The organism is Actinomadura chokoriensis, from assembly GCF_039529475.1.
GTDB classification, from domain to species: domain Bacteria; phylum Actinomycetota; class Actinomycetes; order Streptosporangiales; family Streptosporangiaceae; genus Spirillospora; species Spirillospora bangladeshensis.
This window is the reverse complement of the sequence record NZ_BAAAMW010000007.1, coordinates 95,846-109,729: the sequence shown is the minus strand read 5'-3', so window position 1 is coordinate 109,729 and position 13,884 is coordinate 95,846. Positions and strand designations below refer to the sequence as shown.

General features: G+C 74.5%; 14 protein-coding genes. 12 read left to right on the top strand and 2 right to left on the bottom strand.

The features are described 5' to 3' along the window. Positions 1 to 83 precede the first annotated feature (83 nt). On the top strand, positions 84 to 539 hold the full coding sequence (locus ABFX46_RS17405; protein ID WP_171069411.1) for a pyridoxamine 5'-phosphate oxidase family protein: 456 nt from the start codon (positions 84 to 86) through the stop codon (positions 537 to 539). Between the two features lie 239 nt (positions 540 to 778). Next, complete coding sequence (locus tag ABFX46_RS17400; protein ID WP_171069410.1) at positions 779 to 997, top strand: histidine kinase dimerization/phosphoacceptor domain-containing protein; 219 nt, start codon at positions 779 to 781, stop codon at positions 995 to 997. 55 nt (positions 998 to 1,052) lie between these two features. Here ABFX46_RS17400 and ABFX46_RS17395 read toward each other — a convergent pair whose 3' ends face one another. Continuing rightward, complete coding sequence (locus ABFX46_RS17395) at positions 1,053 to 1,466, bottom strand: hypothetical protein (RefSeq protein WP_301175878.1); 414 nt, start codon at positions 1,464 to 1,466, stop codon at positions 1,053 to 1,055. Positions 1,467 to 2,094: 628 nt separating this feature from the next. On the opposite strand from ABFX46_RS17395, the gene ABFX46_RS17390 reads away from it, so the two are divergent. Then, on the top strand, positions 2,095 to 2,304 hold the full coding sequence (locus ABFX46_RS17390) for a sigma factor-like helix-turn-helix DNA-binding protein (protein ID WP_240807865.1): 210 nt from the start codon (positions 2,095 to 2,097) through the stop codon (positions 2,302 to 2,304). Positions 2,305 to 2,513: 209 nt separating this feature from the next. Here ABFX46_RS17390 and ABFX46_RS17385 read toward each other — a convergent pair whose 3' ends face one another. Beyond that, positions 2,514 to 5,678 carry a Tn3 family transposase gene (locus ABFX46_RS17385; protein ID WP_138637869.1) on the bottom strand — a complete coding sequence of 1,055 codons (3,165 nt, stop codon included), beginning with the start codon at positions 5,676 to 5,678 and terminating at the stop codon, positions 2,514 to 2,516. Between the two features lie 225 nt (positions 5,679 to 5,903). On the opposite strand from ABFX46_RS17385, the gene ABFX46_RS17380 reads away from it, so the two are divergent. From ABFX46_RS17380 to ABFX46_RS17340, 9 genes are all read left to right on the top strand, one after another. Then, a complete protein-coding gene (locus ABFX46_RS17380; protein ID WP_346043331.1) occupies positions 5,904 to 6,797 on the top strand; it encodes a Vgb family protein in 894 nt (297 codons plus the stop codon). A 43-nt stretch (positions 6,798 to 6,840) separates the two neighbouring features. Next, complete coding sequence (locus ABFX46_RS17375) at positions 6,841 to 8,235, top strand: MFS transporter (RefSeq protein ID WP_346043329.1); 1,395 nt, start codon at positions 6,841 to 6,843, stop codon at positions 8,233 to 8,235. Between the two features lie 98 nt (positions 8,236 to 8,333). Continuing rightward, on the top strand, positions 8,334 to 9,119 hold the full coding sequence (locus ABFX46_RS17370; protein WP_346043328.1) for an RNA ligase family protein: 786 nt from the start codon (positions 8,334 to 8,336) through the stop codon (positions 9,117 to 9,119). Beyond that, positions 9,106 to 10,230, top strand: a complete 1,125-nt coding sequence (locus tag ABFX46_RS17365; protein ID WP_346043327.1) for an AAA family ATPase — start codon at positions 9,106 to 9,108, stop codon at positions 10,228 to 10,230. The genes ABFX46_RS17370 and ABFX46_RS17365 overlap by 14 nt, the downstream gene beginning before the upstream one ends. An 80-nt stretch (positions 10,231 to 10,310) precedes the next feature. Then, positions 10,311 to 11,060 carry an SDR family oxidoreductase gene (locus ABFX46_RS17360; RefSeq protein ID WP_346043326.1) on the top strand — a complete coding sequence of 250 codons (750 nt, stop codon included), beginning with the start codon at positions 10,311 to 10,313 and terminating at the stop codon, positions 11,058 to 11,060. Positions 11,061 to 11,208: 148 nt separating this feature from the next. Next, positions 11,209 to 11,697 carry a phage holin family protein gene (locus ABFX46_RS17355; protein WP_346043325.1) on the top strand — a complete coding sequence of 163 codons (489 nt, stop codon included), beginning with the start codon at positions 11,209 to 11,211 and terminating at the stop codon, positions 11,695 to 11,697. Further along, positions 11,694 to 12,098, top strand: a complete 405-nt coding sequence (locus ABFX46_RS17350) for a DUF3618 domain-containing protein (RefSeq protein WP_346043324.1) — start codon at positions 11,694 to 11,696, stop codon at positions 12,096 to 12,098. Before ABFX46_RS17355 ends, ABFX46_RS17350 begins: the two co-directional genes overlap by 4 nt. 67 nt (positions 12,099 to 12,165) lie before the next feature. Then, entirely contained in the window at positions 12,166 to 13,242 is a 1,077-nt protein-coding gene (locus tag ABFX46_RS17345) for a YihY/virulence factor BrkB family protein (RefSeq protein ID WP_346043323.1), read from the top strand. A gap of 68 nt (positions 13,243 to 13,310) precedes the next feature. Further along, positions 13,311 to 13,874, top strand: coding sequence for a GNAT family N-acetyltransferase (locus ABFX46_RS17340; protein ID WP_346043322.1), 564 nt, complete (start codon positions 13,311 to 13,313; stop codon positions 13,872 to 13,874). Positions 13,875 to 13,884 lie beyond the last annotated feature (10 nt).

Sequence of the window (13,884 nt, the reverse complement as noted above, 5' to 3'; positions counted from 1 at the left end):
AAGGGCCTGGTGGGAGCTGCGAGCCTGGAGGCATGTGTTCAGGCGACCGGTGGCCAAGAGCACGGCCCGCCACGCGGACGCCCGTGGAGGAAACGGGGTCGTCCCCGGCACCGCTCGGGTGGTGGCGGGCCAGAGAGCTGCTGGCCTCGGCGGGCGTGGGCCGGCTGGTGTTCACCGAGCAGGGGCTGCCCGCGGTGCGGACGGTGCCCTTCACCGTCGAAGGCACGGTGATCCGCATCGAGCTGCCCCCCGGCGCCGGGCTGGCCCGCACGATGCGGCACGCCATCGGCGCGGTGGTCGCGGTGCACGCCGACCGGCTGGACGATCCGGGCGGCGGCTGGGAGGTCACCGCAGTCGGCACCGTCCGGACCGGCGACACCGGCGACCGCATCGGCCCAGCCGGCGCCCATCGGGATGCGCCCCACGGCCGCAGCGGGGACGGGTCGCTGCTCATCGATGTCCGGCACCTGTCCGGCCGCCGGGTTCCCCGCCGGCCGGAGCCGCCCGGCCAGCCGCGGCGTCACCTCAGGGCCGTGTGACCACCCTCCCCGCCGGGCCACCCGGTACAGGTACCGCAAACCGGGCATTGCGGGCGTGGTTGTACCGCCGTCCCGGGGTACACCATGCCGGATGATCCACGCACCTCCCGACAAGAGGGGCTGAAAGGACTATGGCGTACCCGTCACCCGAACCTGGGCGTGCTCGGAGCGAGGACGGCGCGGGGGGCCGGCCCGACCCCGCCGCGGTCCACGCCGCAGCACGGGAGGTGGCCCGGCAGTTGAGCGCTGACCCGCACCGCGTCGCTCACGAACTGGCCGACCAGATCACCCACCGGCTGTTCGCAGTCAGCCTGGAACTGCACGGCGCGCTGGCCCGCATCCACGACCCGCACGCCGCCCAACGCGTCCACACCGCGCTGGCGGGCCTGGACGACACCCTCACCGAACTGCGCCACGTCATCTTCGACCTGCACGCCACCCCCGGCGGGCCAGGGTGAGCGTCCGCCATGAAGCCGACGACGCCGGCTCGCGCCGCGGACCGACCGGCTCCGGTCAGGGCGGGGAGTTCCGCCCGAAGGACCGCAGCATCCGCGCCGCCCGGGACAGCCGGCCGCGACACAGGTCCTGATTGAGGACGATGGCCGTACCGCCGTCCTGGTCCCACCGGTAGCCCAGCAGCGGGCCGGGCATCCGGGCGCGCGCGAACGGGCCGATCCGGCCGCCCGGCGGCTCCGCCGCCTGCAAGTACCGCCACACCTCCCCCGCCGCGTCCCCCCGCACCCCACCGGCGGGGCCGGCAGCGACCGGGTCGGCGGCGATGAGGATCAGCGCCGACCGGCCGGGCACCGGAACCCGCAGGCACTGCCATCCGCCCACCCAGCCGAACGCCCGCTCCAACTCAGGCGGCGGGTTCCCCGCCCCGAGCGCCGCCAACTGGCCGCGCAACCAGGCGTTCTCCCGGGCCAACCGTTCACTTTCCGCCCTCAACCCATCCACGACCGACACATCCATGGGAGCCTCCCAGGCGGCGCCCCGGACGCGCCGGCGATCGCCTCCGGCTCAGACAGGACCGGAGCCCCGCTCTTGCCGGGCGCCGATACCCGGGCGGCGCGGGCATATGCCGCCCCGCCCCCAATATCCACACAATGGCCGATCCGCAAGAGCGGGGACGAGCCCGCGCCGACTCGGAGGGGGCACATGAAAGACATCCGGGCCCCGCGTCCAGATGTGACTGGACTTCCTGGGTGAGTGAGGAGCAGCGGGCGTACCCCGATCCGGATGTCGGCCGACGGCCGGTCGTCGGTAACCGGTGCCGGCGGCGGAGTGCCGGGCCGCCACGGGGTTGCGGGCGCACGGTCGGCCGGGGCCGCCACCCGCAGCAGCCTCGCCAGCCGGGGAACCTTGGTGAACCGGCCGGTGTGGCAGGACGCGTTCGGGGTTGTCCACAGGGGCTCCGGTCCCGGCGGTTCCGGGGGGCGCCGGGACCGGTGACGCCGCGATCGCGGGCCATGCGGGCGGCGGTCGAAGGCCGCTACAGCCCGCAGGGCTGGGTACTTCACGACCGCGGCCGGCGCCTAGGGCGGCGGAGGGTGAGGTGTCGACCGACCAGGCCATCGCGCTGATCGCGGCGCTGCCTGGTGACCAGGCCGAAGCGCTGCTGCTCCGGGTGGTGCTCGGGCTGGACGCGACCGCGGCCGCGCGGGTCATGGGCACCAGCGCAGCGGCTGTGCACACCGCATCGGTGCGGGCGCTGAGCAACCTTGCTCAGGTTCTTCGGCACTGCGCGGGTCTCCCGCAGAACTAGAGGGGTTGCGCGAAGGAGGGACCTGCCGGGAACTCCACGCGCCCCGGCCCCGCTACCGCCCATGGCCGGCCGGCTGCTGCCCCAGGGCCTCCTGGGTGCTCGCGGAGCATGCGCAAAACGGTGACGGGCGAGTATCTGGCCCGGGCCGCCGAAGCCGCGGACCACGACTGAGGGCCGCCCGTGGCCTGGGCTGCCCGGCCCTACGGGCCCTACGGCCCGACCCCGGCGGCCGGGTCGCCGGGGTCGGGGGCCGCGGGGATGTCGCCGAGTTCGCGCAGGCCCTCGGCGGGCGCCGAGGGCGCGATGGAGTAGCGGCCCAGGCAGTTGAGGTGGGCGTGGCCGAGCGGGCTGAGCCGGGCGGCGTCGGCGTCGTTGACCGGGATCCCCTGGGCGCGCAGCCGGTCGACGGCGGCGGAAAGGTAGCGGGAGTTCCACAGCGCCACGGCGTTGACGACCAGGCCCAGCGCCGCTAGTTGATCTTCTTGGCCTTCTCGGTAGGGCTGGCGGATCTGGCCGCCTCCGGCGTGGCAGATCTTGCGGGCCAGGCGGTGCCGGGATTCCTGGACGGTGAGCTGCTTGTTCAGCGTGCGGCGGTAGCCGTCGTCGATCGGGTCCAGGATGTCCAGCAGGTGCAGGGTCTTGTCGATGCGGCCGTACTCGGCGAACGCCTGCCCGAGCGGGGTGGGGCGGCCGCCCCGGGAGAACATCCGCAGCAGGTCGTAGGCGCGGACCTGGTTGGTGACCAGCGAGCCGGCGACCCGGGTCATGTCCGACCACTGGGTGCAGATCCTGTGCCGGTTGATCTTGTTGCGGGCGATCGCCTCCAGCGGGCCGTATCCGGGGGTGGTGCCATCAGGCAGGTCGGCGCGCCAGAACCGCTGGTCGCCCAGGTCGGCGAAGCGGGGCGCGAATCGGTAGCCGAGCATGGAGAAGATCCCGAACACCATGTCCGAGTCGCTGGCCTGGTCGGTGGTGACCACCTCGGGTTTGGGGCCGGCGTCGATGTTGATGAGGGTGTCCAGGATGAACAGCGAGTCGCGCGGGGTGCCGGGCACGACCATCTGCCCGATGCCCATCACCTGGTCGTTGACGGCGTTCAGCAGCGTGATCCCGCGCTTGTAGCCGAAGTACTTGGGGGAGGGCCCGGCGTTGATGGTCTGCACGGGGACCACGAACCGCAGCCCGTCGACCGAGGCCAGCAGCCCGCCGCCCCACAGCGCCACGATCGGCACCTCGCGCTGCGCCTGGACCAGGACCGCGTTGGCCGCAGCGTGGGTCTCGGCCCGTACATAGTTCTGGTCCACGTGGGAGAGCCGACCGCGGGTCAGCGCCTGGTCCCCTTCCTTGATCACCGGTGTCAGCCCGACGTTGCACGCCTCGGCGATCAGCAGCGCCACCAGCGATCTGGGAAGGTCTTTCATACCGGTGGAGATGTCGGCCAGGTGCACGTAGGCGTCCAGGAACCCGGTCCAGGCGTGCACCTCCAGCAGCAGCTCGGGCAGATCGACCCGCGGCAGCATCGCCTGGCACGCGCCGCGCAGCCACCTCAGCGACGGGCTCTCGCCGAGCGCGCCGAGTTTCTCCACCGACAGCCGGGCGTGCCCGCCGGCGCCCTCTGGTGGGGCGACCACGCGGACCAGGGCGTCATCGCCGGCCTCTTCCAGGCGGGTGGCCATCTGCCGCCAGGCCGCGTCCAGTGCCAGGACCCGGCCGTCCAGATGGTCGCCGACCGGGTCGGTGAGCGACAGCGACGCCAGCACGTCCTCGCTGATCGCCTCCCACTGGCGCCCGTCCAGCAGGTGCGCGCGCGGGTCGGCCCACCGGTTGGACGGCGCCGCGAACACGTCCCGGACCTGCAGCGCACGAAACAGCGCCTCCAGCACGCACACCACGTAGGCGTCGCGGTCGACCGCCCTGACCGGCAGGTCGGGATTGGCGTACACCGGGCGCCTCCACGCCGCGGTCACCAGCGAGGCGTCGATCTCCCCCGGCAGCAGCGGCTTGCGCGACACCTGGCGGCGCGCCAGCTCCGGCAGCCGCCGCACCGCCGCCAGGACCTTGCGGCCGCCCGCCGCCGCGCCCAGGGCCTGCGACTCGCCCAGCAGCTTCAAGAACGGCCGCACGGTGCTGTACTTGTCCACCAGCGCCGCGCGCAGCGCCGCCTCCGCGGCGCCCTCCTCGACCGGGACGAGTTCCTCCACCGACGCAAACGCGGCCATCACCTGCTGCCGGGTGGTGCCGGCCTGATCGGTCACCGCCGCCCACAACGCCGCCACGTCCACCTCGGCGCCGACCTCGGCGGCCAGGTCGAGCTGCTCCACCAGCACCCGCCCCGCCTTCGACAGCAGCCGGGACGCCCGCTCCAGCCTCGGCAGCATCGCCAGCCGCTCGCCCGCCGACTTGCGGCGCGCCGGAGAGATCAACCGGGTGGCCATCAGCAGGGTGAACAGGTCCAGGGCGTCATCGATCGCCTCAGCCTCCAGGCTCCGGGTCACCGCCAGCAGCGTCGCGGTCTTGCGCGGCTCGCCCAGGCGAGCCAGCGCCGGCGCCTTGCTCCCCGCCCCGTACCGGGCGAGCGTCTTCATCCGCCGGACCGGCACCTTGCCCACCTGCACCCGGCCCAACTCCAACCCGGCCAGATCATCGACCCGTCGAAGCGCCCGCACCATCTCGGTCCCCGACTGCCGCTTGGGCGCCTGCCGTAACCGCTCCAGCTCCGAGACCCGCGCCCCGTCGGGGACCTCCAGCAGCCCCGCCAACGCCAGCGGCAACCCTGCTCCCGCCCGCTCGGCCTGGCGGGCCACCACCGCGTACATGCGCTCATCCGCGCGTTCGCGCACCCCACCCACCAGCCGCTCCAGCACCGTCACCCCCGGCAACAGCACCCGATGCCGACGCAGCCACGCCACCGACTGATCGAACAACGCCGTCGGGCCTTCCGCGTGCGTCCACGCACGCCCGTGCAGAAACGCCAGGAACCGCTTCGACACCTGGCGCGCCTCCCAGCTCTCCCGGTCCTCAAAGACGTGGAAGCCGTAGGCGTCCCTGATCATCCACGTGTGCTCATACGCCGTCTGCGCACGCACCGTGTACCTCTTGACCTGGGATGGATCACCGATCTCCAGTTGCTCGGCCAGGTAGTCCACCACCGGCCACGGCACGTCCAGAGGGTCGGCCAGGAACAGCCCCTTGTAGCGAACCGTCGCGATCTGCACGGCAACACCCAGGCGATGCGAATCGGCCCGCGACCGAGCGATCACATCCCGGTCGAACGCGTCCAGGAAGAAGAACTTCTCCAGCTCCGACTGTGTCGGCAGCTCCACGAACGACGTATACGCCGCTCTTTGCTCATCTGACAGAAACTCCGCAGGCATAGCCCCGCAAAGTAGGCCCGGCCCACCAGCGACTAACTCATAGTGACCAATACGTTACGAAGCGAACGTTCCAAGTGGCCAACTCTCAAGATCATTCTCAGCGCTAACGGCTGTCCGTAGGTTCCTCAACCCCGGTTCCCACGCCGCCGATCCTAACGCGACACCGGTTGCGTTAACGCTGCTGCTGGAAGGAAACAGCTGTTGTGGGACAAGGGGGGACGATCCATGCCGCAAGGTTCGCATGCCACGATCAGGGAATTCACGGTCTCCGACCCGGGCGCGGGCCCGCACGGCGTCACCGCCGGACCGGACGGCGCGGTGTGGTTCACCCTCCCGCACCGGGCCCGGATCGGCCGCCTGGCACCCGGCGGGGACCCGGTCCTGCACGGCCCCTCCCCCGCCGGGCCGCTGGCGATCACGACCGGCCCGGACGGCGCCCTGTGGTTCACCGCGCTCCACGGCCACGCGATCGGCCGGATCACGACCGCGGGCGAGATCACCGCGTTCCCGGCCCCCGAGGGCTGCGGCCCCTGCGGGATCGCCGCCGGGCCCGACGGCGCCCTGTGGTTCACCCAGGCGCACACCGGCCGCATCGGCCGCATCACCACCGACGGTCAGATCACCGAGTTCCCGGTGGCCGCCGGCGACGCGGCGCCGTCGGCGATCACGGCGGGCCCCGACGAGGCGCTCTGGTTCACCCTCCGCCGCGGCAACGCGATCGGCAGGATCGCACCGGACGGCGACGTCACCGTCCACGCGCTGCCCACCGAGGGCTCGTCCCCCGAGGGCATCGCCGCCGGCCCGGACGGCGCGCTGTGGTTCACCGGACCCGGCACCGGCCACGTCGGGCAGATCACCACCGACGGGAAGGTCACCGAGTTCCCGCTGCCCGACCCGGGCGCCGGACCGCACGCCATCGTCGCCGGCCCCGGCGGGGACCTGTGGTTCACCGAGCGCGGCACCGCCCACATCGGCCGCGCCACCTGCGACGGCCGCGTCCACGAGCATCCGCTGCCCGGGCCCGGCCGCACGCCGCACGGCATCGCCGCCGGCCCCGGCGGCGTGCTGTGGGCGGCGCTGGAGTCCGGTGCGCTCGCCCGCGTCTGCGCCGCCGGGTGACGGTTCGAGCCGCGCCGAAACGTCGGCGGGCCACGGTGGAGGCATGAGCTCTGCGAACCCCGCCACCGGGCGGACCGCGGCCGGCGCGCCGGGCCCGGTGCCGCGCCGCGGCGCGATGCTGGCGATCCTGTGCGCCGGGATGTTCCTGGTGCTGCTGGACGTGACGATCGTCAACGTCGCACTCCCCGGCATCGGCCGGGCCCTGGACACGGGCCTGCCCGGCCTGCAGGGCGTCGTGGACGGCTACGCGGTCGCGATCGCGGGGCTGCTGCTCGGCGGCGGCGCCCTCGGCGACCGGATCGGGCACCGCCGCGTCACCGTGGCGGGGTTCGCCCTGTTCGGGGCGGCGTCGCTGGCCTGCGGCGCCGCGCCCGGCGCGGGGCCGCTGGTCGCGGCGCGGGTCGTGCAGGGCGCGGGCGCCGCGCTGCTGCTGCCCGGCAGCCTGGCGCTGATCACGGCGCTGTATCCGGGGCGGGCCGAGCAGGCGCGGGCGCTCGGGGTGTGGGCGGGCGTCTCCTCCACGGCGCTGCCGGCGGGTCCGCTGCTGGGCGGGCTGCTGGTCGACACGGCCGGGTGGCGGTGGATCTTCCTGCTGAACGCGCCGATCACCGCGGTGGCGGCCGCGGGGGTGCTCGCGCTCGTCCGCGAGCCCCGCCCGCCCCGGCCGGACGTCCCGCTGGACCGCGCCGGCATGGTCCTGGCGCCGCTGGCCCTCGGCGGCCTGGTGTGGACGGTCATCGCCGCGGGCCACGGCCACCGGGCCAGTGCCGTGGCCGCCGCCGGGATCGCGGTCGCGGCCGGGGCGGCGTTCGCCGTCGCCGAGCGGCGCGCCGCGGCGCCCATGATCCCGGGCGGGCTGCTGCGGGCCCCGGCGTTCCTCGGCGCGAACGCCATCGCGTTCATCATGAACCTGGTCAGCAACGGGGTGCTGTTCGTGGCGACGCTGCGGCTGCAGCAGGCCGGGGACCGCTCCGCGCTGGCCGCCGGGGCGATGCTGCTGCCGATGGCCGTCCCGCTGGCGCTGCTGGCGCCGGTCAGCGGCCGCCTCACCGCCCGGTTCGGCACGCGGGTGCCGCTCGCGGCCGGCACCGCGATCGCCGCGACCGGGTCGCCCGCCCTGCTCGCCGCCGGCCCCGGCGGCGGGTACGGGGCGCTGCTCCCGGTGCTGCTGGCGGTCGGGATCGGCGACGGCCTGATCGTCACCGCCGTGGTCGCCGCCGCGATGCGCGCCGCGCCGCCCGCGCACGCGGGCCTCGCCGGCGGGTTCAACAACACCGCCCGGCAGGCCGGGACGGCGCTGGGCGTCGCGGTGTACGGGGCGGTCGCCGGCCCGGCCCTGCGCCCCGCGTTCGTCTCCGGCCTGCACGTGCTGGCGTGGGTGAGCGCCGGGCTGTGGCTGATCGCGCTCGCGCTGACCCGCATCGTCCCGTCCCGCTGAGCGCCGTCCCGCTGAGCCCCGCCCTGCGGGCCCCCGCAGGGCGGAGCCGGGGCGAAAACCGGTTGGCGTGATCACCGGGGCCCGCTACAACGGACGGCATGCTCCGCAAGTACCCCCGGACCCGGCACATCGCGGGATCGCGGCTCCAGCCCGGCGACCACGACCTCGCCGCGGCGCCGTTCGCGGCGATCGCCGGGCGGCACCTGGTGGTGGAGGAGAAGCTCGACGGCGCCAACGCCGGCATCAGCTTCACCGCCGCCGGGGAGCTGCGGCTGCAGAGCCGCGGGCACTACCTGGCCGGCGGGCCGCGCGAGCGCCAGTTCGGGCCGTTCAAGGCGTGGGCGGCGTCGGTGCAGCACGTCCTGCGCGAGCGGCTGCGCGACCGGTACGTGCTGTACGGGGAATGGCTGTACGCCAAGCACACCGTCTTCTACGACGCCCTCCCCCACTACTTCTGCGAGTTCGACGTCCTCGACCTGCGCGACGGGACGTTCCTGTCGACGCCGCGGCGCCGGGAGCTGCTGGAGGGGACGCCGGTGGTGCCGGTGCCCGTCCTGCACGAGGGGCCGCTGCCGGACCTGGCGGCGCTGACCGCGCTGGTCGGCCCGTCCACCTGCCGCACCCCCGGCTGGCGGGACGCGCTGCGCGCGGCGGCCGAGGCGGGCGGCGCCGACCCCGGCCGCGTCGCCGCCGAGACCGACTCCTCCGACGACATGGAGGGCCTCTACATCAAGGTGGAGGAGGACGGCCGTACCGTCGGCCGCTACAAGTGGGTCCGGGCCGGGTTCCTCACCGCGATCCTGGACGCGGGCACCCACTGGCTGGACCGGCCGATCGTCGCCAACGGCCTCGCCGACCCGGAGGTGCTGTATGCGGGTGTTTGAGGAGCTGTGCCCGGCCCCGCCGCACTGGGAGGTGCCCTGGCGCGGGATCCGGGACGCGTTCGGCTGGGTCCGCGACCTGGCCGGCGTCCCGCAGGACGCGGTCTTCCACGGCGAGGGCGACGTCGAGGTCCACACCCGGATGGCGTGCGAGGCGCTGGCGTCGCTGCCGGCGTGGCGGGCCCGCCCGGCCGCCGAGCGGGTCCGGCTGTTCACCGCGGTGCTGATGCACGACGTCGCCAAGCCGCACTGCACCGCCACCGGCGACGACGGCCGCATCACCGCGCGCGGCCACTCCCGGCGCGGCGACCTGATGGCGCGGCGCATCCTGTGGGAGCTGGGCGCGCCGGTCGCCTGGCGCGAGCACGTGGCGGCGCTGATCCGCCACCACCAGGTGCCGTTCTGGGCGCTGGAGCGCCCCGACCTGCAGCAGATCGTTTTCCGCGCGAGCCTGCTGGCCCGCAACGACGACCTGGTGCTGCTGGCGTCGGCCGACATCCTCGGCCGCGTCTGCCCCGACGCCGCCGAGCTGCTCGACAACGTCGCCCTGTACGGGGAGTACTGCGCCGAGCAGGACTGCCTGGACGCGCCGCGGGCGTTCCCGTCCGACCACGCCCGGTTCTGGTACTTCCGCACGCCCGGCCGCGACCCCGCCTACGCCGCCCACGACGACACCCGCTGCACCGTGACCGTCCTGTCGGGGCTGCCCGGCGCCGGCAAGGACCACTGGATCGCCGCCAACCGCCCGGACCTGCCCGTCGTCAGCCTGGACAGGCTCCGCGCCGACCTGGGGGTGTCGCCCGCCGGGGACCAGCGCGCCGTGGCCGCCGCCGCCCACGAGCAGGCCCGCGGGCACCTGCGCGCCGGGCGGTCGTTCGTGTGGAACGCCACCAACGTGTCCCGGCGGCAGCGCGAGGCGTGCACGGGCCTGGCCGCCCGCTACCGGGCGCGGGTCGAGGTCGTCGCGCTGGAGGCGCCGCCGCGCGTGCTGTGCGACCGCAACCGGGCCCGCCCGGCGCCCGTCCCGGACGCGGTCGTCGACCGGCTGCTGCGCCGCTGGGAGACCCCCGACCCGACCGAGGCGCACCGGGTCGACTGGCTCACCACCGCCTAGCCGCCCGCCCCCGGCCGCAGCCGGCGCCGTCTCCGCCGGCGGCGATAATGGGGGCCGGCCGGGACAAGGGGAGGCGGGCCATGGGCGGACGGGTGGCGCTGGTGACCGGCGCCGGATCGGGCATCGGCGCCGCGGTCGCGGCCGCGCTCCTGGCCGCCGGCTGGCGCGTCGCGCTGACCGGCCGCCGCGCCGAGCGGCTGCACGAGACCGCCCGGGACGCCCGCGCCGGGGACGCCCTCGCCGTCCCCGCCGACGTCACCGACCCCGGTTCGGTCCGCGGCCTGTTCGACGCGGTCGCCGGCCGGTGGGGGCGGCTGGACCTGCTGGTGAACAACGCCGGCGTGTTCGGGGCGTCCGCGCCCGTCGAGGACTACTCCCTGGAGGAGTGGCGCACCGTCCTGGACACCAACCTCACCGGCGCGTTCCTGTGCGCGCAGCAGGCGTTCCGGATGATGAAGGAGCAGGACCCGCAGGGCGGCCGCATCATCAACAACGGGTCGCTGTCGGCGCACACCCCGCGTCCCCGCACGGTCGCCTACGCCGCCAGCAAGCACGCCGTGACCGGTCTCACCAAGACCCTGTCGCTGGAGGGCCGCCCCTACCGCATCGCCTGCGGGCAGATCGACGTCGGCAACGCCGCCACCGACATGACCGGCGGGTTCGGCACCGGGACCCTGCAGGCCGACGGGACGGTGCGGGCCGAGCCGGTGATGGACGTCCGGCACGTCGCCGACGCCGTCCTCTACATGGCCGGCCTGCCGCTGGAGGCCAACGTCCAGTCGATGACGGTGCTGGCCACGGCGATGCCGTCCCACGTCGGACGCGGCTGACCCGCCCCTGACCCGCCCCCGGAACGCGGCGCGGCACGCGTGGCGGCCCGTGTTCACCCTTTGTCGGGGAGCGGACACGTTTAGCCTCTGACGAGGGGGAACTCCTGCTTCAGGCGTCGAAACCAGAACGCGGAGGAGGCCTGAGGCTATGAGCATCGTGCGGCCGACGCATGACGGCGAGACCGCGGCCGAGAACCTGGGCGCCCACAGGCAGACCCGGGCGCACGCCCCGGAGTTCCACGGCGGACGCGGGGAGGCGGGCACCGGAGAACTGGTCCGGCAGGCCGCGCAGCAGGTGTCGGAGCTGATGCGCGCCGAGCTGCGGCTGGCCGTCGCCGAACTGAAGGACAAGGGCCGGCACGCCGGCACCGGCGCCGGGATGTTCGGCGGCGCCGCGCTGGTGGCCCTGTACGGGCTGGCGGTGCTGCTGGCCGCGGCCGTCGCCGCGATCGCGCTGGCGCTGCCGGTGTGGGCGGCGGCGCTGATCATCGGCGGGTTCCTGATGCTGGTCGCCGCGGTCCTGGCGCTGCTCGGCCTCTCGCAGACCAAACGCGCCACGCCCGCCAAACCGGAGCAGGCCATGGACGAGGCCAGGCAGGCCGTGGCGGAGCTGAAGGAGAGGGCGACGCACCGATGACCATGCAGCGCAAGCACGGCGCCGAGGCCGGCACCGAGGAGCTGCGCCAGGAGGTCGACCGGGCGCGCCACGAGCTCGGCGAGACCGTCGAGCAGCTGGCCGCCAAGGCCGACGTGAAGGCGATGGCCCGGGAGAAGGCCGAGCAGGCCAGGAGCCGGGCCCGGGACGCGGCGGCCTCGGTGCGGCGGGCCGCGGGCTCGGAGGAGACCATGGCCCGGGCCCGCCAGGGCGGCGTGGTGATCGCCTCGGCGGGCGCCGTGGCGGTGGCGGCGGTGTGGATGCGCCGCCGCCGCGCGACCACCCGGCGGATGGGGCCCGTGCGGGTCCGCGTCTCGACCGGGCGGCGCCGCGCCGTCAAGGTGCGCCGCGGCAAGGGCCGCCGCCTCGGCCGCTCCCGCTGACCGCGCCCGCCGACCCGGCGCCGCATTCGCCCCTGCGCCGCACTGACCCTCGCCGAGAGGACGGCCGATGCCCAGCGTGCCCGCCCCCCGCGTCATCGCCGACGCGCCGCCCACCTCGTGGGTGGGTGCGCTGAAACGCACGGTGCGCGAGTTCCAGAACGACAACCTGACCGCGTGGGCGGCCGCGCTCACCTACTACTCGATCCTGTCGATCTTCCCCGCGATCCTGGTCGTGGTGTCGCTGGTCGGGCTGGCGGGCAGGTCCACGACCGACGACCTGATCGCCAACATCGGCACGATGGCGCCGGGCGCGGTCCGCGACCTGCTGGTCAGCTCGGTGCGGCAGCTGCAGGGCAGCAGCGGCGGCGCCGGCGCGATCGCCATCGTCGGCCTCCTCGGCGCGGTGTGGTCGGCGTCGGGGTACGTCGGCGGGTTCATGCAGGCGTCCAACATCGTCTACGACATCCCCGAGGGCCGTCCGATCTGGAAGACCCTCCCGCTCCGCATCGGCGTCACCCTCGTCACCCTGGTGCTGCTGTCGGCGTCGGCGATCGCGGTCGTGGTGACCGGGCCGCTGGCCCGCAAGGTCGGCGATGTGATCGGCGCCGGGTCGCAGGCGGTGACGGTGTGGAACATCGCCAAGTGGCCGGTGCTGCTGCTGGTCGTGGCGTTCCTGTTCATGCTGCTGTACTGGGCCGCGCCGAACGCCAAGCGCGGGTTCCGGGGGCTCGCGCCGGGCGGGCTCCTGGCGATCGCGCTGTGGCTGGCGGCGTCGGCGCTGTTCGCGGTGTACGTGGCGAACTTCAGCTCCTACAACAAGACCTACGGCAGCCTCGCGGCGATCATCATCTTCCTGGTCTGGCTGTGGATCACGAACCTGGCGATCCTGCTGGGCGCCGAGCTGAACGCCGAGCTGGAGCGGGGCCGCGCCATCGCCGGGGGCACTCCGCCGGACGAGGAGCCGTACGTGGAGTTCCGCGACACCCGCGGTTTCGACGAGGCGGAGCGCCGCGAGACCGGCGTGGAGGACGGGACGAACGACCAGAAGCCGGGCGGATCGCCGGGCGGATCGCGGGGCAGCGAGGGGGGCGCCGGGTCCGGGCCCGGTGCGAGCCGCGTGCGGCCGCCGGAGGGCCGCTCCTAGCGGTACCCGGCGGGCTACCGGGGATTCACGGGTCGCACGAGGGCGAATGCGGTGAATAGGATCACCGTATGCTCCGTCCCGTGTACCCGATCGAGACCGGGCGGCTCGCCCTCCGCCCGTTCCAGGAGAACGACCTGGAGGGCCTGTACGCCTACCAGTCCCTGCCGGAGGTGGCGCGCTACCTGTACTGGGAGCCGCGCACGCTGGAGGAGTCGCGCTCGTTCCTGAAGCAGAAGATGGGCGCCTCCACGGTGGAGAAGGAGGGCGACTGGCTGGTGCTGGCGGTGGTGCGGCGCGACACCGGCGACCTGATCGGCGAGGTCAACCTGCAGTGGCGCAGCCGCGAGCACCGGCAGGGCGAGATCGGCTACATCTTCAACCCGGCCTTCCACGGCAAGGGGTACGCGACCGAGGCCGCCGAGGTGGTGCTGCGGCTCGGGTTCGAGGGCCTGGACCTGCACCGGGTGTGCGGGCGGCTGGACGGCCGCAACGCCGCCTCCGCGCGGGTGCTGGAGCGGCTCGGGATGCGCCGCGAGGCGCACCTGGTGCAGAACGAGATGGTCAAGGGCGAGTGGACCGACGAGGTCGTCTACGCGATGCTGCGCCACGAGTGGGACGCCCGCTCGGCCTGACCCTTCCGCG

Coding starts and splice junctions, on each gene's coding strand:
- ABFX46_RS17385 (WP_138637869.1), bottom strand. CDS start 5,678: ATGCCTGCGGAGTTTCTGTCAGATGAGCAAAGAGCGGCGTATACGTCG.
- ABFX46_RS17380 (WP_346043331.1), top strand. CDS start 5,904: ATGCCGCAAGGTTCGCATGCCACGATCAGGGAATTCACGGTCTCCGAC.
- ABFX46_RS17375 (WP_346043329.1), top strand. CDS start 6,841: ATGAGCTCTGCGAACCCCGCCACCGGGCGGACCGCGGCCGGCGCGCCG.
- ABFX46_RS17370 (WP_346043328.1), top strand. CDS start 8,334: ATGCTCCGCAAGTACCCCCGGACCCGGCACATCGCGGGATCGCGGCTC.
- ABFX46_RS17365 (WP_346043327.1), top strand. CDS start 9,106: ATGCGGGTGTTTGAGGAGCTGTGCCCGGCCCCGCCGCACTGGGAGGTG.
- ABFX46_RS17360 (WP_346043326.1), top strand. CDS start 10,311: ATGGGCGGACGGGTGGCGCTGGTGACCGGCGCCGGATCGGGCATCGGC.
- ABFX46_RS17355 (WP_346043325.1), top strand. CDS start 11,209: ATGAGCATCGTGCGGCCGACGCATGACGGCGAGACCGCGGCCGAGAAC.
- ABFX46_RS17350 (WP_346043324.1), top strand. CDS start 11,694: ATGACCATGCAGCGCAAGCACGGCGCCGAGGCCGGCACCGAGGAGCTG.
- ABFX46_RS17345 (WP_346043323.1), top strand. CDS start 12,166: ATGCCCAGCGTGCCCGCCCCCCGCGTCATCGCCGACGCGCCGCCCACC.
- ABFX46_RS17340 (WP_346043322.1), top strand. CDS start 13,311: ATGCTCCGTCCCGTGTACCCGATCGAGACCGGGCGGCTCGCCCTCCGC.